The organism is Ramlibacter sp. G4-7 (assembly GCF_057784995.1).
This window is the reverse complement of sequence record NZ_JBYNTT010000009.1, coordinates 112,318-130,431: the sequence shown is the minus strand read 5'-3', so window position 1 is coordinate 130,431 and position 18,114 is coordinate 112,318. Positions and strand designations below refer to the sequence as shown.

At 67.2% G+C, this 18,114-nt stretch carries 18 protein-coding genes; 11 read left to right on the top strand and 7 right to left on the bottom strand.

Annotation, left to right across the window (positions count from 1 at the left end):
- Nucleotides 1-163: 163 nt before the first annotated feature.
- The 7 genes from AC3EGR_RS14200 to AC3EGR_RS14170 form a co-directional block, all read right to left on the bottom strand.
- Entirely contained in the window at nt 164-979 is an 816-nt protein-coding gene (locus tag AC3EGR_RS14200) for a competence/damage-inducible protein A (protein WP_488547139.1), read from the bottom strand.
- Nucleotides 957-1,811 (bottom strand): EI24 domain-containing protein, encoded by an 855-nt coding sequence (locus tag AC3EGR_RS14195; protein ID WP_488547138.1) that lies wholly within the window; start codon nt 1,809-1,811, stop codon nt 957-959. The genes AC3EGR_RS14200 and AC3EGR_RS14195 overlap by 23 nt, the downstream gene beginning before the upstream one ends.
- The gene (locus tag AC3EGR_RS14190) at nt 1,811-2,509 is read right to left on the bottom strand and encodes a YdcF family protein (RefSeq protein WP_488547137.1); all 699 of its coding nucleotides are present in this window, start codon (nt 2,507-2,509) and stop codon (nt 1,811-1,813) included. Before AC3EGR_RS14190 ends, AC3EGR_RS14195 begins: the two co-directional genes overlap by 1 nt.
- 5 nt (nt 2,510-2,514) lie before the next feature.
- Nucleotides 2,515-3,501 carry a sterol desaturase family protein gene (locus AC3EGR_RS14185; protein ID WP_488547136.1) on the bottom strand — a complete coding sequence of 329 codons (987 nt, stop codon included), beginning with the start codon at nt 3,499-3,501 and terminating at the stop codon, nt 2,515-2,517.
- 2 nt (nt 3,502-3,503) lie between these two features.
- Entirely contained in the window at nt 3,504-4,280 is a 777-nt protein-coding gene (locus AC3EGR_RS14180; RefSeq protein WP_488547135.1) for a polysaccharide deacetylase family protein, read from the bottom strand.
- A gap of 1 nt (nt 4,281) precedes the next feature.
- Nucleotides 4,282-5,202 carry a YncE family protein gene (locus AC3EGR_RS14175; RefSeq protein ID WP_488547252.1) on the bottom strand — a complete coding sequence of 307 codons (921 nt, stop codon included), beginning with the start codon at nt 5,200-5,202 and terminating at the stop codon, nt 4,282-4,284.
- A gap of 129 nt (nt 5,203-5,331) precedes the next feature.
- Nucleotides 5,332-6,063: a pseudouridine synthase gene (locus tag AC3EGR_RS14170; protein ID WP_488547134.1), complete on the bottom strand. Its 732-nt coding sequence runs from the start codon at nt 6,061-6,063 to the stop codon at nt 5,332-5,334.
- Between the two features lie 159 nt (nt 6,064-6,222).
- On the opposite strand from AC3EGR_RS14170, the gene AC3EGR_RS14165 reads away from it, so the two are divergent.
- From AC3EGR_RS14165 to pseI, 11 genes are read left to right on the top strand one after another with little or no spacing between them, the layout of a single operon-like run.
- The gene (locus AC3EGR_RS14165; protein WP_488547133.1) at nt 6,223-6,597 is read left to right on the top strand and encodes a MarR family EPS-associated transcriptional regulator; all 375 of its coding nucleotides are present in this window, start codon (nt 6,223-6,225) and stop codon (nt 6,595-6,597) included.
- A 15-nt stretch (nt 6,598-6,612) separates the two neighbouring features.
- Nucleotides 6,613-7,890, top strand: a complete 1,278-nt coding sequence (gene tviB / locus AC3EGR_RS14160; RefSeq protein WP_488547132.1) for a Vi polysaccharide biosynthesis UDP-N-acetylglucosamine C-6 dehydrogenase TviB — start codon at nt 6,613-6,615, stop codon at nt 7,888-7,890.
- An 8-nt stretch (nt 7,891-7,898) separates the two neighbouring features.
- A complete protein-coding gene (locus AC3EGR_RS14155; RefSeq protein WP_488547131.1) occupies nt 7,899-8,909 on the top strand; it encodes an NAD-dependent epimerase in 1,011 nt (336 codons plus the stop codon).
- A 25-nt stretch (nt 8,910-8,934) separates the two neighbouring features.
- The gene (locus tag AC3EGR_RS14150) at nt 8,935-10,743 is read left to right on the top strand and encodes an ABC transporter ATP-binding protein (protein ID WP_488547130.1); all 1,809 of its coding nucleotides are present in this window, start codon (nt 8,935-8,937) and stop codon (nt 10,741-10,743) included.
- A gap of 9 nt (nt 10,744-10,752) precedes the next feature.
- The gene (gene pseB, locus AC3EGR_RS14145; protein WP_488547129.1) at nt 10,753-11,751 is read left to right on the top strand and encodes a UDP-N-acetylglucosamine 4,6-dehydratase (inverting); all 999 of its coding nucleotides are present in this window, start codon (nt 10,753-10,755) and stop codon (nt 11,749-11,751) included.
- Nucleotides 11,751-12,911 carry a UDP-4-amino-4,6-dideoxy-N-acetyl-beta-L-altrosamine transaminase gene (gene pseC / locus AC3EGR_RS14140; protein ID WP_488547128.1) on the top strand — a complete coding sequence of 387 codons (1,161 nt, stop codon included), beginning with the start codon at nt 11,751-11,753 and terminating at the stop codon, nt 12,909-12,911. The genes pseB and pseC overlap by 1 nt, the downstream gene beginning before the upstream one ends.
- Complete coding sequence (locus AC3EGR_RS14135) at nt 12,908-14,569, top strand: aldo/keto reductase (protein ID WP_488547127.1); 1,662 nt, start codon at nt 12,908-12,910, stop codon at nt 14,567-14,569. Before pseC ends, AC3EGR_RS14135 begins: the two co-directional genes overlap by 4 nt.
- A 2-nt stretch (nt 14,570-14,571) precedes the next feature.
- Nucleotides 14,572-15,354, top strand: a complete 783-nt coding sequence (locus AC3EGR_RS14130; protein WP_488547126.1) for an SDR family NAD(P)-dependent oxidoreductase — start codon at nt 14,572-14,574, stop codon at nt 15,352-15,354.
- 19 nt (nt 15,355-15,373) lie between these two features.
- Nucleotides 15,374-16,531, top strand: coding sequence for a UDP-2,4-diacetamido-2,4,6-trideoxy-beta-L-altropyranose hydrolase (pseG, locus tag AC3EGR_RS14125; RefSeq protein ID WP_488547125.1), 1,158 nt, complete (start codon nt 15,374-15,376; stop codon nt 16,529-16,531).
- Nucleotides 16,528-17,046, top strand: coding sequence for a UDP-4-amino-4,6-dideoxy-N-acetyl-beta-L-altrosamine N-acetyltransferase (pseH, locus tag AC3EGR_RS14120; RefSeq protein ID WP_488547124.1), 519 nt, complete (start codon nt 16,528-16,530; stop codon nt 17,044-17,046). Before pseG ends, pseH begins: the two co-directional genes overlap by 4 nt.
- An 11-nt stretch (nt 17,047-17,057) precedes the next feature.
- Nucleotides 17,058-18,113 (top strand): pseudaminic acid synthase, encoded by a 1,056-nt coding sequence (pseI, locus tag AC3EGR_RS14115; RefSeq protein ID WP_488547123.1) that lies wholly within the window; start codon nt 17,058-17,060, stop codon nt 18,111-18,113.
- Nucleotide 18,114 lies beyond the last annotated feature (1 nt).

Here is an 18,114-nt window from a genome sequence, read left to right as displayed (position 1 = left end):
GGCGGGGATGCAGGTTCTGTGCCAAAGCTGGTGCATGAGGCACCGCGAGCAGCGGGGCGATTCTCCCCGAAACCGCGGCGTTTTCCCCAGGTCAAGCTCGCGTATTCGCTCTTCAGTGCACCTCAACGGTGCAAAACGCGGCGCCGCACTGTCGTGGTGCTTCTCAGCTGCGCACCAGTTCGGGGCCCAACTTGACCTGAAGCTTGCCCAGGCCGTCCAGGAGCAGCAGGTACGCGGCGTCCACGTCCGCCGGAGCGCCCTTGACGCCCAGGTCGATGTGGCGGCCATAGGTCGGGTGATCCACGGAAGGCAGGCTGAAGACCTTGACCCGCGGGTGCTCGCGCTCGACCTGCTCCATCAAGGGGGTGAGCGTCGCTTCCATCGAGCCGAACACGATCACGGATTTTTCGACATACGCGCCCTGCTGGAACAGGTGGGCGTAGTGCTGGTCCAGCACGCTTTCCATCATCGGCCAGGCCATCACCGGGAAGCCCGGGACGAAGTGCACCGTGCCGACGGTGAAGCCGGGGATCTTGTTGTAGGGGTTCGGAATGATCGCGGCGCCGGCCGGGAACACGCCCATGTTCAGGCGGTGGATGTTGTCGGGGCGCTCGGGCTCGTAAGGGACGCCTTGCTCCCTGGCAACGTCCTGCATGCGCTCGCGGATCAGGCGCTCGGCCTCCGGATGGAGCTCCAGGCCGCGGCCGAGCGCCTTTGCCGCGCACTGGCGCGTGTGGTCGTCCGGGGTGGCGCCGATGCCGCCGCAGGAAAAGACGATGTCACCGCTGGCGAAAGCGCGCTCCAGCGTCGCGGTGATGCGCTCGGGCTTGTCTCCGACGTACTCCGCCCATCCCAATTGCAGACCGCGCGCGGCAAGCAGTTCGATCAGCTTGGGCAGGTGCTTGTCGGCGCGCTTGCCGGAGAGGATCTCGTCGCCGACGATGATGAGGCCGATGTCAGGGCGGGCTGGGGCTGTCATCCGCCAATGCTAGCGGGGATGGAGCCGCTTTCGCGGCGGGCAGCGCCCGCAACTGCGCCAGCGCGGCCAGGCAGTAATGCGTGAACCACAGCGACGCGAACGCGAACACCAGCGTGTAGATCCAGATCGCCACCGGAATGAGGATGGGGAAGGCGGCGGCGAAGAACCAGCCCGAGGCCCACACGATGCTGGGCGCCGCGCCCAGGTAGCCGGTGGCCACGCCCATGAGCAGCAGCCACATGCGGTGCTGGCGGAAAACGAGGTGGCGCTCTTCGCTGCTGGCGTGGTCCGCGAGCGCGTCGAAGGTCATCACGCGGTAGGTGAGCCAGCCCCAGATCAGGGGCGGCAGGATCAGGATCAGCGGCGGGATGAGCCACAAGGGCACCGAGACCACCAGGGCCAGCATCGCCAGCACCATCGAGCCAAACGACCAGAAGGCGCTGCCGAGGAAGGAGGCCCCGTGCCTGCGCTCCAGGTCCGGGAAGCGGCGACGCGCCACCAGGCGCACCACCGCGGGCGTCATGAGCAGCGCCACCACGAACAGCACGACGACCACCAGCAACGGGGTCACCGCGAAGATGACCAGCAGCGGAGCCAGGGCGTTCTTCAGGCTGGCCAGGCCCATGTCGGACAGCCAGGTGCCGATGCTCTCCATCCACGCGGAAGACTCCAGCCAGCGGAAGACCAGGTCGATGGCGCTGTCCCAGAAGAAATAGGACAGCCCGCCGGCGATCAGCACCAGCGCAACCAGGGGCAGCAGCGACAGGCCGATGACGCGCGGATGCAGGCAGTAGGCGACGGCGCGCCAGAAGGAATCCAGGAACAGGGACATCAGTTGCGAATGGCGGAGGAATGGCCCATGTACGGGCAAGCCCGCGGGGGATCGATCACGTGCTGGAAGGCACCGAACAAGACGCCGCCCCACTCGCGCAAAGGCAGCCGCGCCGCGCGGAATCCTTCCCGGCCGGGAATGAAGCTAGCGCGCGTGATGGGCGCCTTGCGAATGACGCTGGTGTCGGGGACGGGAGCGGCCATCACGTCGAAGCCCGCTGCCGCGAAGCGGCGCCGGGCGCGAGGCATATGGTAGGCGTGGGTCACCAGGACGATGCGCCTCACGCCGAAGGACGACAGCAGGCACCAGGCAAACGCAGCGTTCTCCTGCGTGTCCCTGGATTCGTTCTCGACCCAACGCGGACCGATGCCGTAGCGGCGCAGCAGCGTGTCCTCCATTTCCTCGGACTCCGCCTCGAAGCCCCGCTCGCCGCCACCCTTGCCGACCAGCGCGAGCGGCACGCCCGTCGCAAGATGCAGGCGGGCCGCGTGGTTGACGCGCGTCGGCTGGCCCGTGAGCACCACGATCGCCTGCGCGTTGCGCTTCACGCGTTCGGGATCGACCGGCGAGGACTGGACCTCCAGCGCCCACAACAGCATGGCGGCCCCTGCCTGCGTGGTCGCGACCCAGGCCCAGAAGGCAGCAACGACGGCCAGGAGACCCAGGGCGAGGAAGGTACTGCGCCAGGCCGGACGCATCGGGCCTAGGCCTTGCCGAACAGCCGCATCACCCCCAGCCACTGCTGCGCCCAGAACCCGCGGCCGTAGTTGCGGCCCTTTTCCACCTGGTCGCGGATGCCGGTCGGGTCGTAGCGAAGCTCGAAATTGCAGGTGCGGAACAGCACGTCCCACCAGGGCAGCAGCACGCCGAAGTTGTGGCCGCCCAGCGCGGGGCTGCGGCCGGATGCGGGCAAGCCCGCCTCGTCCGCCCTGCTCTCGTGGCCGAGGCCGATGCTGTGGTGCAGACGGTGAAAGCGCGGGCTGATCCACAGGCGCTCGCCGATGCGTCCGAAGTGCAGGCGGATGTTGGCGTGCTGCAGGCTCTCGGACAGCTGCGTGATCGCCACGATCGCCACGAACTGCCCCGGCCCCACGCCGATCAACTGCCCCAGCACCACCAGGATGCTGTCGCGCAGGAGGTCGTCCAGCAGGTGGTTGCGGTTGTCGCTCCACATGGTCATCTGCCGCTGCGAATGGTGCAGCGAATGCAGGCTCCACCACCAGTTGAAGGCATGCTGGCCGCGGTGGATCCAGTAGTCCACGAAGTCGAACACCACCAGGTACAGCAGGAAGCTGGCGAACGGGTGGTCGGACACGCCGGCGGCCCATTGGTCGATGTGCACCGTCCCGAAGCCCTGCACCCGCAGCCAGCCGAAGATGTCGTCGAACAGCGGCTCGACGCTGAAGAACAGCGCCACGCGGAACAGCCCCAGCCGGTGGATCAGCGTGTAGAGGACGTCCGTGCGGATTTCGCCCGCGTCGACCGTCGGCTCCACGGGCCGCCAGCGCTGCAGCGGGCCGATGATGGCGAGCATCACGACGATCTGCAACAGGCCCACCAGCAACCACCCGGTGCCGACGTAGCCGTCTTCCAGGAAGGCCGCCAGGCCGAACGAATACATGATGGGCTGCACGGCCATCTCGAACAGCCCTTGCTGGGCCTTTTCGAACAAGTCAACGATCCACTGCATGGCTAGTTAACGCGCGCGACCCCATCCCGGTAGGACGGATGATCGCGCAAGGTGGCAAAACAAAAGCCCCGGGCCTTCAGCCCGGCGATCAGCGGCTCCAGGTCCGCCGGCGCCCAAGGGTCCTGGCGCGACCAGATGCCCAGATGAGCCAGGAGGATGTCGCCCGGCCGGATCTCGCGCAAGGCCTTTTGCAGCAGGGCGTTGTTGCTGTGCGTCTCGCTGGGCAACTCGTCGCCCAGGAAGCCGGCCGGCGACCAGCCGACGTGGATGTAGCCGCAGCCCCGGGCGGCAGCCAGCAGCCTGGGCGAGGTCTTGCCTCCGGGCGCGCGGTACAAGGGCAAGGGTTTCTTGCCGGTGAGTTCCTGCAGGCGCTGCGCGGAACGGTCGATTTCCGCGCAATATTCCGCCGCCGACCAGGTGAAGTCCTTGCCGGCGTCCGGACCGGCGGAGGGACGCATGCGGAAGTTCCCACCCGCGAGGTCCGCGCGCCAGTACACGTGGTCGTAGGTATGCGATGCGAACTCGTGGCCTTCGGCCGCCCTCGCCTTCCACCACGGCGCCCAGAAATTGCCCAGGCTGCCGTCGCCTTCCTGCGTCTTCTCGTTGGCGGCGAAGAAGGTGACCTTGACGCCCTGGCGCTTCAGGACCTCGGCGACCAGGTTCGCCACGCCCATGTGGCCGGTGTCGAGGGTGAGGTACACGGGCTTGTCGCAAGCGGGCTGGGCGAGCGCGGCCGAACCCGCGAAGGCGAGCGCCAGCAGGCTTGCCGCCGACCGCATGTCAGCGCCTCTGGGCGTGGTCCAGCGTCCACACGCCGTGCGGCGACTTGCCCACCTTCACCTGCTTGACCACCTCGCCCTTCTCGGTATCGATGATGGTCAGCCGCTTGGCCCAGCGGGACGTGGTCATGAGATAGCGGCCGCCGGCCAGCACCTCCATGCAGTCCGGGCCGCCCGGCGCCGGATAGGTGGCGACCACCTGCAGGGTCTGCAGGTCGATCTTGCTGATGGTATTGGCCACTCGGTTGCTCAGGAACACGTGGCGCTTGTCGCCCGCGCCCCGGAAGGCGTGGGCGCCGGCGCCGGTCTTGATGCGCTGGACCGATTTCGGTTGCGGGCCGCTCACGTCGAAGACTTCGACCCCGTCGCTGCCGGTCAGGCCGACCAGCAGCGTCTTGTCGTCCGGCGTGCCGAAGATATCCGCCGGCATCGGGCCGGTCTTGATCCGCCACTTGATCTCCTGCTTGGCCAGGTCGATCGCCACCAGCTCGTCGCTGTCCTGCATGGTCGAGTACGCGACCTGGCTCTTGCTGTCGATCCACAGGTGGCTGGGCGTCTTGCCCGTGGGCAGGCGTTTGACCAGGGTCAGGTCGGTCCCGTCCCAGCGGTAGATGTCGACGTGATTGAGGCGGTTGCCGTTCGTCAGCAGCCACTTCATGTCCGGCGAGAACTGCAGGTGGTAGGGATCGAGGACCCCCCGCACGATCTTCTGGATCTCGGCCGTCTTCGGATCGATGAAGGTCACCGAGTCCGCCAGCGCGTTGGCCACCAGGATCGATTTCTCGTCCGGCGTCATGTACAGGTGGTGCGGCTCCTTGCCGGTCGGAATTCGCTTGATCTCCCGCCAACTGACGGGATCGATTACGCTCACGTCGGCATCGAGCGAGTTCAGGACGAAGACCGGCGACTGGGCGGCGGCCAGTCCGGAGGCAAGAAGGAGGCCGGCGGCAAGCCAGGCTCGCCACGAAAGAGGTCGTTTCACTGCGGTTGACTCGGGAGGGGGCGCTTAAGCAACGCGCCTGGGGGGCCGGCGGAGGACCGACGAGATGATCTATTGTCCCCGATCCGTCACGGCAGCAAGATGTTCCGGGGCAAGCCAGGCCCACTGGCCGGCGGCCAGCCCGGACGGGAGCTCGAGCCGTCCGATGCGGGAACGGTGCAGAGCGGTGACCCGGTTGCCCACCGCCGCCAGCATCCGCTTGACCTGGTGGTACTTGCCTTCGGTCAGGGTCAGCCGCAGCGCCTGGGGCGCGGTGGCCTCGCAGGCTGCCGCCCGCACCGGCCTCGGGTCGTCGTCCAGGACGACGCCTTCCAGCAGCCTGCCGACCTGGCGGCCATCGACCGGGTCGGCCGTCTGGACTTCGTAGACCTTCGGCACGTGGTGCTTGGGCGAGCTCATCTTGTGGATGAAGGCGCCGTCGTCGCTCAGGAGCAGCAGCCCCGTTGTGTCCTGGTCCAGGCGGCCGATCGCCTGCACGCCCGGCTGGCTGCCCTTCACCGGCCGCTGGCGCAAGGGCCCGGGCAGCAGCGTGTAGATGCTCGGCCAGGCGGACGGCTTCTGCGAACACTCGTAGCCGGCGGGCTTGTGGAGCATCAGGTAGGCCTTGGCCTGGTAGATCCAGGGCTGTCCTTCGACGGTGAAGGCCAGGCCCTCGGGATCGAAGTCCTCGTGCGGGTCGGTAACCAGAGTGCCTTGGACGGTAACCAAACCTTGCTGGACGAGCCCCAGGCAGGTGCGGCGGGCGCCGAAGCCCTGGGAGTAGAGGATCTCCTGCAGTTCCATGGGCGGGCGAGGCTACCACGGGACGAACGTCCGCCCAGCATCCGACGAACCCGGCCTTAGCACATTCTGAGTAACGGCAATTGCCGGGATACATACAACTGACTACAGTGGCTCACTCTTGAACGGTCCGGGCCGGTGCCGGGACCCTCGACCAATCTCATGGCCAGCAAAAGCACTGAGCGCGCAGAGGATCTGCGGTTCCGCGTCCTGAAGCTGCTCGAGGACGAACCGGACCTGTCGCAGCGGGAACTGGCGGCGCGGCTGGGGGTGAGCAACGGGAAGCTGCATTACTGCATCAAGGCTCTGATCGAGAAGGGACTGGTGAAACTGGGCAATTTCGCCTACTCGAAGCATCACCTGCATTACGCCTACCTGCTCACGCCCGAGGGCATCAGGCGGAAGGCGGCCATGACGAGCGACTTCCTGAAAAGGAAGGTGGCCGAATACGAGGCGCTGCAGGCGGAAATCGCCGCGCTGCAGGCGGAGGGCAAGGACAGGGCGGAAAGCCCCCCGTCCTCGAAGACAGCGCATTGACGAGGAGGAACCTGTATGGACCTGAGCGACAAGACGCTGGCAGTCATCGGCCTCGGCTACGTCGGCCTGCCGCTCGCGGTCGAGTTCGGCAAGCACCGGCCCGTGATCGGATTCGACATCAATCCGAAGCGGGTGGCAGAGTTGCAGGCCGGCGGGGACCATACGCTCGAATGCAGCCGCAGCGACCTGAAACAGGCAACGCACGTTCGCTACACCAGCAATGCCGCGGACCTCGAGAAGGCGCAGGTGTACATCGTGACGGTCCCGACTCCAGTGGACCAGGCCAACCGGCCGGACATGCGTCCCCTGGTCGGCGCGAGCGAGAGAGTGGGACGCACGCTCAAGAAGGGCGACGTGGTCATCTATGAATCGACCGTGTACCCGGGAGCGACCGAGGAAGTCTGCGTTCCCGTCCTCGAGCGTGCCAGCGGGCTGAAGTTCAACGTCGACTTCTACTGTGGTTACAGCCCGGAGCGCATCAATCCGGGCGACAAGGAGCACCGGCTCACCACGATCAAGAAGGTCACCAGCGGCAGCACCCCGGAAGTGGCCGAGGGCGTGAACGCCCTCTATGCGCAGATCATCGCGGCGGGGACGCACAAGGCGAGCAGCATCCGGGTGGCCGAGGCCGCGAAGGTCATCGAGAACACGCAGCGCGACGTGAATATCGCGCTGATGAACGAGCTGACCCTCATCTTCCACCGCCTCGGCATCGACACGAGCGAAGTCCTGGCGGCAGCAGGGAGCAAATGGAATTTCCTGCCGTTTCGTCCCGGGCTGGTCGGCGGCCACTGCATCGGCGTCGACCCGTTCTACCTGACCCACAAGGCGCAGGAAGTGGGCTACCACCCCGAGGTGATCCTGGCAGGCCGGCGCATCAACGACAACATGGCCAAGCACGTCGCGGACGAGACCGTGAAGCTCATGCTGCGCAAGGGCTTCCCCGTTCTCGGCAGCAAGGTCCTCGTGCTCGGCCTCACGTTCAAGGAAAACTGCCCCGACGTCCGGAACACGAAGGTCGTCGACATCGTCCGCACCCTGCAGCGCTACAACACGCATGTGGATGTCTACGACCCATGGGTCGACGTCGCCGAGGCCGAGCGCGAACACGGGCTGAAGTGCCTCGACGAGGTTCCGAAGCAGGGTGAGTACGCGGCCGTGGTGGTGGCCGTCGCGCATCGGCAGTTCACGGAACTGGGCGAGCGGGGCATCAAGGCCTTCGGGCAACCGAACGCCGTCCTCTTCGACGTGAAGAGCATCCTCCCGCTCGGAGCGGCCGACGAGCGGCTCTGATCGACGGCATGAGAGTCCTCGTCACCGGTACCGCAGGCTTCATAGGCATGCACACCGCGCGGCGACTGCTCGCACGCGGTGACGAGGTCGTCGGCGTGGACAACCTGAACGACTACTACGACGTGCGCCTCAAGGAGAGGCGGCTTGCACGACTGCAGGGAACGCCGGGGTTCCGTTTCCACAGGACCAGCATCGAAGACCGCGAGGGCATGGCGCGGCTGTTCCAGCAAGAGCGGCCGCGGCGGGTCATCCACCTGGCGGCCCAGGCGGGCGTGCGCTACTCGCTCGTCAATCCCCACGCGTACGTCGACGCCAACCTGCAAGGCTTCATGAACGTCCTGGAGGGCTGCCGCCACACCGGCGTGGAGCACCTGGCCTATGCCAGCAGTTCGAGCGTGTATGGCGGAAACACCGCCATGCCATTCTCCGAGCACGACAACATCGACCATCCGGTGAGCCTGTATGCGGCGACGAAGAAGGCCAACGAGCTCATGGCGCACACGTACAGCCACTTGTTCCGGCTGCCGACAACGGGGCTGCGCTTCTTCACGGTCTACGGCCCCTGGGGGCGCCCGGACATGGCCCTGTTCCTGTTCACGAACGCCATCCTGGAAGGCCGGGCCATCGACGTCTACAACCACGGCGAGATGGTGCGCGACTTCACTTATGTCGATGACATCGTGGAGGGAGTGATTCGCGTGCTCGACAAGCCCGCAACCGCCGCCGCCGCGTTCGACGCGGCGAATCCTGATCCCGCCACCAGCAATGCGCCCTATCGCGTCTTCAACATCGGCAACAGCCGGCCGACACCGCTGATGGCCTATATCCATGCGCTGGAACAGGCCATGGGGAAGGAGGCGAAGAAGAACTTCCTGCCCATGCAACCGGGCGACGTGCCGGCCACCAATGCCGACACGTCGGAGCTCGAGAGATGGGTCGGCTTCAAGCCCGGCACTCCCGTGGAGGTCGGCGTCCGCCGCTTCTACGAGTGGTACCGGGAATACCATGCGTCGAACTGACCCCGGGCTCCCGAAGGCACCCAGCATGATTCGCGCACTCCGGGAGCTCTACGCACTGCTCAGCCCCGACCAGCGCAGGCAACTGCGGTCGCTGCAGGTCCTCGTCATCGCGATGTCGCTGATGGAGGTGCTCAGCGTGCTGTCCGTCGGGCCTTTCATGGCCATGGTGGGCAACCTGCACCAGGTGCGCGGGGACGGATTCCTGGGACGCCTCTACCGCTGGAGCGGCGTGGATTCCGTCGAGCGCTTCGTGCTGCTCACCGGCGGCGCCTGCCTGCTCGCGCTCGCCCTGTCCACGCTCGTCTCCATGTACACGCTGTGGCGCCTGAACATGTATGGAACGCTCGTGGGCAGTGAACTCGGTGTCCGCCTGTTCGACCACTACATGCGCCAGCCCTGGCTGTTCCATGCCGGGACCAACACCAGCCAGCTGACCAACCGCATCGCCGGCGAGGTCCAGCGCGTGACCTACAACATCATCAATGCCTTCCTCCTGCTCAACGCAAAGGCGCTCCTGGCGATCGTGATGGGGGTGGCGGTGTTCGCCGTGAACCCGGCGATGGGGGCGATGGGCATCGTGCTGTTCACCGCCGCATACATCGGCTTGTACAAGGTGGCCCGCCGCAAGCTGGCGCGCAACGGGCGCAACATCACGGAGTACCAGGCGCGCCGCTTCAGGCTGATGGCCGAAGGCTTCGGCGGCATCAAGGACACCCTGCTCCTCGGAAGGCAGCGCATCTTCACGCGGCGGTTTTCGGAAGCGAGCCGCATCTACGCCGTCGCCAACGGCAGCAGCCAGGTCATCGCGCAACTGCCGCGGTACGCCGTCGAACTGCTCGCCTTCGGCTCCGTCATCCTCCTGGTCATCTATCTCACCCTCGCGCATCGCGGGGACATGGGCGTCGTGCTGCCGATGCTGTCGATGTATGCCTTGGCCGGCTTCAAACTGCTCCCCGCCTTCCAGCAGGTGTACTCCAGCGCGGCGCAGATCAAGGCCGCACTGCCCGCGCTGGACAGCATCAAGGACGACCTGCGCTCCAGCCTGCCTCGGCTGGCCGCCCGCGGTGACGGGCCCGAATCCGCAGACGTGCCGCCGCTCGTTCCGGACAAGGAGATTCGCCTGCACTCCGTGAGCTTCCGCTATCCGGGGAGCAACGCCCCTGCCCTTCGCCGCGTCGATCTGGCGATCCCCGCCAGGAAGGTGATCGGCATCGTCGGGTCGTCGGGGTCGGGCAAGTCGACCGCCATCGATCTGCTGCTCGGCCTCACCCAGCCCAGCGACGGCAGCCTGCTCGTGGACGGCGTCCCGATCGACGCGGGCAATCGCCGCGCGTGGCAGAACAGCCTGGGCTTTGTGGCGCAGAGCGTGTTCCTGTCGGACTCCAGCATCCGCGACAACATCGCCTTCGGCCTGCCGCCCGAGGAGATCGACGACGCCAAGGTGGCGTTCGTCGCACGCCTGGCGCATCTCGACGAACTGGTTGCCAGCCTGCCCGAGGGCCTGGACACCACCGTCGGCGAGCGCGGCGTGCAGTTGTCGGGCGGGCAACGCCAGCGGATCGGCATCGCCCGCGCCCTCTACAACGACGCACAGGTCCTGGTCTTCGACGAGGCGACCAGCGCGCTCGACGGCATCACGGAGCGGATCATCATGGATGCAATCCACGATCTCGGCGGAACCAAGACCGTCGTGCTGGTCGCCCACCGCCTGGCCACGGTTCGCCAGTGCCACTGGATCTACATGCTCGAAGCCGGTTGTGTCGTCGACCAGGGCAGCTACGACGACCTCGTTCGGAACAACTCCGCGTTCAAGGCCATGGCGGAACACGCCTGAGGGGAACACATGCTGACGAACCAGACCATTCTTGTCACGGGCGGGACCGGCTCGTTCGGAAACAAGTTCGTGCCGATGACCCTGGAAAAGTACGACCCGAAGAAGATCATCATCTTCTCGCGGGACGAGATGAAGCAGTGGGAGATGGCCAAGCTGTTCCAGGGCGACCCACGCGTGCGCTTTTTCATCGGCGACGTGCGCGACCGGGATCGCCTGTACCGGGCCCTCGACGGCGTGGACTACGTCGTGCACGCGGCCGCAACCAAGATCGTGCCCACCGCGGAATACAACCCGTTCGAGTGCGTCAAGACCAACATCCACGGCGCCATGAATCTCGTCGACGCCTGCATCGACCGCGGTGTCAAGCGCGTGGTGGCACTCTCGACCGACAAGGCCAGCAGCCCCATCAACCTCTATGGCGCCACCAAGCTCGCTTCCGACAAGCTGTTCGTCGCGGGCAACTCGTACAGCGGCGCGCGCGATACGCGCTTCGCGGTGGTCCGGTACGGCAACGTCATGGGGTCCCGCGGCTCGGTGATCCCGTTCTTCATGGCGATCAAGGACAAGGGCGTCCTGCCCATCACCGATGCGCGCATGACCCGCTTCATGATCTCGCTCGAGCAAGGCGTCGAGCTGGTGTGGCACGCGTTCGAGGACATGGTCGGCGGCGAGATCTACGTCAAGAAGATCCCGTCCATGAAGGTCGTCGATCTCGCGGCGACGGTGGCCCCGGAAGCGCAGCAGGAGATCGTCGGCATCCGGCCCGGCGAGAAGCTGCACGAACAGATGATCGGCCACGAGGACTCGTTCTTCACCTACGAATACGCCCAGCACTTCAAGATCCTGCCGGCGATCAATGGGTGGGGCAGTTCTCCGGAGCGGATCAAGGACGGGAGAAAGGTGCCCGAAGGATTCAGCTACACCAGCGACAACAACACGGAGTGGATGACCAGGGCCGACCTGCGGATGTGGATCCAGGCCAACAAGCACAAGATCGGGAGCATCTGATGATCCCCTATGGGCGCCAGGAGATCATCGAGGCGGACGTCGAGGCCGTGGCGTCGGTGCTGCGCTCCGACTTCCTGACCCAGGGGCCGGCCGTTCCCCGCTTCGAGGCCGCGATCGCAGCCCGCGTCGGCGCCGCACACGCGGTGGCGGCAAACAGCGCCACCTCCGCGCTCCACATCGCCTGCCTGGCTCTCGGACTGCAGCCTGGCGACTGGCTGTGGACATCCCCGATCACGTTCCTCGCTTCGGCGAACTGCGGACGCTATTGCGGCGCGAACGTGGACTTCGTGGAGATCGATCCGCGCACCTACAACATGTCGCCGGACGCGCTGGAGCGCAAGCTGGAGCGCGCGCAGGCGGAAGGGCGCCTGCCGAAAGTCGTCGTACCGGTCCACCTGTGCGGGCAACCGTGCGAGATGGAGCGCATCCACGCACTCGGCGCGCGGTATGGCTTTCGGATCATCGAAGACGCATCGCACGCCATCGGGGGCCGGTACCGCGGGGAGCCGATCGGCAACTGCCGCTACAGCGACATCACGGTTTTCAGCTTCCATCCGGTCAAGATCATCACCACGGCCGAGGGAGGCATGGCGATGACCAACGACCCGCAGCTCGCGCGGCGGATGGACCGGCTGCGCAGCCACGGCATGACGCGCGACCCCGCCGAAATGACGCACGCGCCGGACGGCCCCTGGTACTACCAGCAGGTGGAGCTCGGGTTCAACTACCGACTGACGGACGTGCAGGCGGCGCTGGGCCTGAGCCAGCTCGAACGCCTGGACCAGTATGTCGCGCGCCGGCACGAGATCGCGCGGCGGTACGACCGCCTCCTTGCCGACCTGCCCGTGACGACGCCGTGGCAGCACCCGGATGGCCACAGCGGGCTGCACCTGTACGTCGTGCGCCTGCCGGGTGCAAGCGGGCAGCGGCAGCACGGGCAGGTCTTCCAGTTGCTGCGCCAGGCCGGCATCGGCGTGAACCTGCACTACATCCCGGTGCACCTGCAGCCCTACTACCAGGCCCTGGGCTTCCGCCCCGGCGACTTCCCCGAGGCGGAGGCCTATTACCGGGAGGCGATGAGCCTGCCGATGTATTCCTCGCTCACCGACGCGCAGCAGGACGAGGTCGTGTCCAGCTTGCGCAGGGCGCTCGTCGCATGACCCAGCGGACGGTACCGGCGGGCGCGGACAACGGATGCATCGTCGTGCTGCAGGCCAGAACGAGCTCGTCCCGCCTGCCGGCGAAGGTCCTCCTGCCCGTGGGAGGACTGCCGCTCGCCGTGCTCGCTGCGAAGCGCGCCGGCAACACCGGTCAAAGGGTGGTCGTCGCGACATCCACGCGGTGGGAGGACGACGCACTGGTCCGTACCCTGGAGCAGCACGGCATCGCCACCCACCGGGGCAGCCTGGACAACGTGCTGGAGCGCATGGTGTCGGCTGCCGCCGGACTGCCCGACGATGCCCTCGTTGTGCGCCTGACCGCGGACAACGTGTTCCCGGACGGGCCGCTGATCGACGAGATGCGGCGCGACTTCATCGCGCGCGGACTCGACTACCTGGCCTGCAACGGAGAACCCTCGGGCGTTCCGCACGGGGTCAGTTGCGAGATCACGCGGCTGGGTCATCTGCGCGATGCCCTTCGCCATGCGACCGAGACTGCGGACCTCGAGCACGTCACGCCCTTCGTGATCCGCCGATTCGGCCCCCGCTGGTTCACGAAGTACCTCGAACTGCGAATGGGCCACTTCCGCTGCACCGTGGACAACCACGACGACTATGCCGTCGTGGAGAAGGTGTTCTCGGACGTTCCCGATCCCGTCCAGGCCCCACTGCCGTACCTGCTGGAACGCCTGCGCTTCGCGAAGTACCAGCCGGTCGCGCCGCAACCCGTCCCCCGGCTCGTGCTTGGCACCGCGCAGCTCGGCCTGGATTACGGCATTGCGAACGATCGTGGCATGCCGACCCGGGAGGAATCGCAGGCCATCGTCAAGAACGCCATCGGCAATGGCGTGGCCTGGATCGACACCGCACACGCCTACGGACAGAGCGAAGCCAGGCTGGGCGATGCCCTGGCGAACGGATGGCACTCACGCGTCCAGGTGGTGACGAAGCTGTCGCCCTTGGCGGAATGCACGGCGCAGGCCAGCGCGGCCGAAGTTGCAGCTCGCGTGGACGCCAGCGTCTACCAATCGTGTACGCGGCTGCGCGTCCAGCGCCTGGACGCGCTGCTGCTGCACCGCGCTGCCCACCTGCATGCCTGGCAGGGCGCCGCCTGGGAACGCTTGCGCGAGTTGCGCGAGAACGGCGTGATCGGCACCCTGGGGGTGTCCGTGCAGGATCCCGAGGAACTGTTGCGGGCGATGGAGTTCGACGATGTGGGCTTCGTGCAGGTGCCCTTCAACATCCTGGATCCCCGCTGGATGTCGGCGCGCGAGCGGGTCCTGGGCCGCAAGGCCGCCCGCCCACTTCTCGTCCATGCACGCAGCGCCTTGTTGCAGGGGCTGCTGGGGAGCACCGACCCTGCACGCTGGGCCAGAGCCTGCGTCGCCGACGCCTCGCCCATCCTGCGGTGGCTCTCGGTGCAGAGCATCGAGAACGCGTGCGCGAACGTGGTGGACCTCTGCTTGCGGTATGCGCGGTCGCAGCCCTGGATCGACGGCGTCGTCGTCGGCGTGGAAACCGAGGAGCAGCTGCGCGCCAACGTCGCGCACTTCAATGCGCCGGCGCTGGAGCCCGCCGCCGTCGCGGCCATCGAGCGAAAGCGGCCAGCCTTGCCCGAAGCGACCCTGGACCCGGCGCGCTGGCTGAAGGACCGATGACCATGTTCACCTTGCAGGGACGAACGGCGCTGGTGACGGGCGCGACCGGGCACCTCGGCCAGGAGATGGCGCGCAGCCTGGCCGCCGCGGGTGCCCGGGTCCTGGTCAACAGCCGCGACGCCGGGCGCGCCGATGCGCTCGTCCAGCGCATCCGGGAAGAAGGGTTCGATGCGCAAGCGCTGGTCTTCGACGTGGCCGACCCTGCGTCCATCCGGGCTGCACTGGCGCGCCTGGCGAACGAACCGCTTCACGTCCTCGTCAACAATGCGTACGCCGGCGGCGCCGGGACGATCGCGCACAGCGAGGCGCGGCAGTACGCGGACAGCTACCAGGTGAGCGTCGTCGCCGCCCACGAACTCGTCCGCGCTGCCCTGCCCGCCTTGCGCGCCGCCGTCGCGCGGGACGGTGATGCCTCCGTCATCAACGTGGCATCGATGTATGGAGTCGTCAGTCCCGACCTCCGCGTGTACGAAGGCGCCGAGCGGGCGAATCCGCCCTTCTATGGCGCTGCCAAGGCAGCGCTGCTTCAGTGGACCCGGTACGCTGCGTGTGAATTCGGCCGCGAGGGCATCCGTTTCAACAGCATCTCGCCCGGGCCATTTCCTTCGGGCAAGGTCCAAGCGGCGGATCCCGAATTCACGGAACGTCTCGCGGCGCGCGTGCCGCTCGGGCGGGTGGGCAAGGCCGCGGAAATCGCCGGGCCCGTCCTGTTCCTCGCTTCCCCTTCCTCGTCCTACGTCAACGGCGCCAACCTGGCGGTCGACGGCGGGTGGACGGCCTGGTAACGCGCAAGACGGAGCCGACGTGGACAGCCAGGCCGCCGAACCGAAATTGACACGCATCGCCGCGGATCGCAGGCCCCGCATCGTGTTCCGCACCGACGCGTCGATCGCGATCGGAACCGGCCACGTGATGCGTTGCCTGACGCTCGCGGACACACTCGCGTGGGGCGGCGCCGTGTGCCGGTTCGTGACCGGCGGACAGCAAGCGAATCTCGTCCCCGTGATCCGCGAGCGCGGCCACGCGGTCAGCGTGCTTTCGTCCGGCGCACCGATGTCGCCGCAGCGCCCGCAACGGTCCGACGCTTCCCTGCCGCCGCACGCGGAGTGGCTCGAAAGGGACTGGCAGGCGGACGCGGAGGAAACGAGCGCGCTCTTGCAGCCAGGCGGCGCCGACCTCGTCGTGGTGGATCACTACGCCATCGACTTCCGTTGGGAGCAGCGGCTGAAATCCTCCTGCTCGCGACTGATGGTGATTGACGACCTGGCGGATCGGAAACACGATTGCCACGTGCTGCTCGACCACAACGTCGGACGCATCGATGCCGACTACGGACACCTCGTACCGCCGCACTGCCGCATCCTCGCTGGCCCGCGGTATGCGCTGCTGCGTCCCGAATTCGCCGCGCACAGGCCCGCTGCGCTGGCGCGCCGAGCGCGCACCGCCGGGCTGCGTCGGTTGCTGGTGAACATGGGAGGCGTCGACAAGGACAACGCGACCGGGACGGTGCTCGACGCACTGACCGCCTGCGAGCTGCCAGGCGACTGCCGCATCACCGTGGTGATGGGGGCGCAGGCGCCGTGGCTCCGACAGGTCCGGGAGCGGGCACGGGACATGACACGCCCCGTGGAGGTGTTGGCAGGCGTCGGCGACATGGCGCGGCTGATGGCCGATTGCGACCTCGCGATCGGAGCGGTCGGCGGCACGGCGCTCGAGCGCTGCTGCCTCGGGCTTCCGACGCTGGCGATGGTCATCGCGGCCAATCAACGCGAGGGCGCGCTTGCACTCCAAGCCGCCGGGGCTGCGCAGCTCCTCGCCGATGGTGAGGACCTGCGAACGGACCTCGCTTCGAAGATCGTTGCGTTGCAGGCCGACGGTCGCCTGGCGGCCATGTCGCAGGCCTGCGCCTCCGTCACGGACGGAACAGGCGCAAGCAGGGTGTGGGAGGCGCTTGTCTCATGAACGCGGCAGGCGACTGGCACATCCGGCCACTGGCGGAACCCGATCTGGACCGGGTCCTGGGGTGGCGCAACCATCCCGCGGTCCGCGCCAACATGCTCACCCGACACGAGATCGGGCGCGAAGAACACCGCGCCTGGTTCGCTCGAACCAGCAGCGATGCATCACGCTGCCTCCTTGTCCTGGAGCGGGACGGCGCCGCCCTCGGTTTCGTGCAATTCAGCGATGTGAGTGAGGGCGGCGCTGCCGATTGGGGCTTCTATGCGGCACCCGACGCGCCCCAGGGCACCGGCAGCAAGCTAGGCGAGTTGGCGCTGGCCCATGCCTTCGGCCCCCTGGCCCTGCACAAGGTCTGTGGGCAGGCCCTCGACTCGAACGAAGCCTCCATCCGGTTCCACCTTCGGCTTGGCTTCCGCCAGGAGGGCGTGCTGCGCGAACAGCACCGGGTCGGCGGCGCCTACCGCGATCTTGTCTGCTTCGGCCTCTTGCGCGGCGAGTGGTCGCACAACCCGGGATGAAAGGATTCACCATGCGCGAGATCGCCATTGCGGGACGACCCATCGGCGCGGCGCACCCGCCCTACGTCATCGCCGAGCTCTCCGCGAACCATAACGGCAGGCTCGAGACCGCGCTGCGCATCGTCGAGGAGGCGCACAAGGCGGGCGCAGACGCCGTGAAGCTCCAGACCTATCGGCCGGACACGATCACGCTGGATGCCGACGGGGAGGACTTCCAGATCCACGGCGGCTTGTGGAGCGGCCGGACGCTGTACGACCTGTACCGCGAAGCGCACATGCCATGGGAATGGCATGCCCCGCTGTTCGAGCGCGCCCGCCGCCTGGGCATCACCATTTTCAGTTCGCCGTTCGACCGGACGGCGATCGACCTGCTGGAGAACCTCAACGCGCCTGCCTACAAGATCGCCTCCTTCGAGGCCATCGACCTGCCGCTGATCCGGTACGCGGCAGCCACGGGCAAGCCGCTGATCATCTCGACGGGGATGGCAACCGCAGACGAGATCCAGGAGGCGATCGACGCAGCGCGCGCCGCCGGCTGCCAGGAACTGGCCATCCTGCACTGCGTCAGCGGCTACCCCGCACCCGCCGCCGAATACAACCTGCGGACCATCCCCGACATGCGCGCGCGCTTCGATGTGAACGTGGGGCTGTCGGACCATACGCTGGACAACACCACCGCGATCGCCAGCGTCGCGCTCGGCGCTTCGCTCATCGAGAAGCACTTCACGCTGGATCGCTCCGGCGGCGGCCCCGACGACAGCTTCTCGCTCGAACCGCCGGAGCTGGCGGCGCTCTGCCGGGACAGCAGGACGGCCTGGTCGGCCCTGGGCGCGGTCGACTACGAACGGACGCCGAGCGAACTGGGCAACGTGAAGTTCCGGCGCTCGCTCTACTTCGTGCGTGAGCTCCGCCTGGGAGAACCGATCACCGAAGACGCGGTCAGGAGCGTCCGTCCGGGCTACGGCCTGGCGCCGAAATACCTGGACCGCGTGCTGGGCAAGCGCGCGGCACGCGACATCCCGCGCAATTCGCCGGTCTCGCTCGAAGACATCGGCGGGGACCTGTAGG

Coding starts and splice junctions, on each gene's coding strand:
- AC3EGR_RS14200 (WP_488547139.1), bottom strand. CDS start 979: ATGACAGCCCCAGCCCGCCCTGACATCGGCCTCATCATCGTCGGCGAC.
- AC3EGR_RS14195 (WP_488547138.1), bottom strand. CDS start 1,811: ATGTCCCTGTTCCTGGATTCCTTCTGGCGCGCCGTCGCCTACTGCCTG.
- AC3EGR_RS14190 (WP_488547137.1), bottom strand. CDS start 2,509: ATGCGTCCGGCCTGGCGCAGTACCTTCCTCGCCCTGGGTCTCCTGGCC.
- AC3EGR_RS14185 (WP_488547136.1), bottom strand. CDS start 3,501: ATGCAGTGGATCGTTGACTTGTTCGAAAAGGCCCAGCAAGGGCTGTTC.
- AC3EGR_RS14180 (WP_488547135.1), bottom strand. CDS start 4,280: ATGCGGTCGGCGGCAAGCCTGCTGGCGCTCGCCTTCGCGGGTTCGGCC.
- AC3EGR_RS14170 (WP_488547134.1), bottom strand. CDS start 6,063: ATGGAACTGCAGGAGATCCTCTACTCCCAGGGCTTCGGCGCCCGCCGC.
- AC3EGR_RS14165 (WP_488547133.1), top strand. CDS start 6,223: ATGGCCAGCAAAAGCACTGAGCGCGCAGAGGATCTGCGGTTCCGCGTC.
- tviB (WP_488547132.1), top strand. CDS start 6,613: ATGGACCTGAGCGACAAGACGCTGGCAGTCATCGGCCTCGGCTACGTC.
- AC3EGR_RS14155 (WP_488547131.1), top strand. CDS start 7,899: ATGAGAGTCCTCGTCACCGGTACCGCAGGCTTCATAGGCATGCACACC.
- AC3EGR_RS14150 (WP_488547130.1), top strand. CDS start 8,935: ATGATTCGCGCACTCCGGGAGCTCTACGCACTGCTCAGCCCCGACCAG.
- pseB (WP_488547129.1), top strand. CDS start 10,753: ATGCTGACGAACCAGACCATTCTTGTCACGGGCGGGACCGGCTCGTTC.
- pseC (WP_488547128.1), top strand. CDS start 11,751: ATGATCCCCTATGGGCGCCAGGAGATCATCGAGGCGGACGTCGAGGCC.
- AC3EGR_RS14135 (WP_488547127.1), top strand. CDS start 12,908: ATGACCCAGCGGACGGTACCGGCGGGCGCGGACAACGGATGCATCGTC.
- AC3EGR_RS14130 (WP_488547126.1), top strand. CDS start 14,572: ATGTTCACCTTGCAGGGACGAACGGCGCTGGTGACGGGCGCGACCGGG.
- pseH (WP_488547124.1), top strand. CDS start 16,528: ATGAACGCGGCAGGCGACTGGCACATCCGGCCACTGGCGGAACCCGAT.
- pseI (WP_488547123.1), top strand. CDS start 17,058: ATGCGCGAGATCGCCATTGCGGGACGACCCATCGGCGCGGCGCACCCG.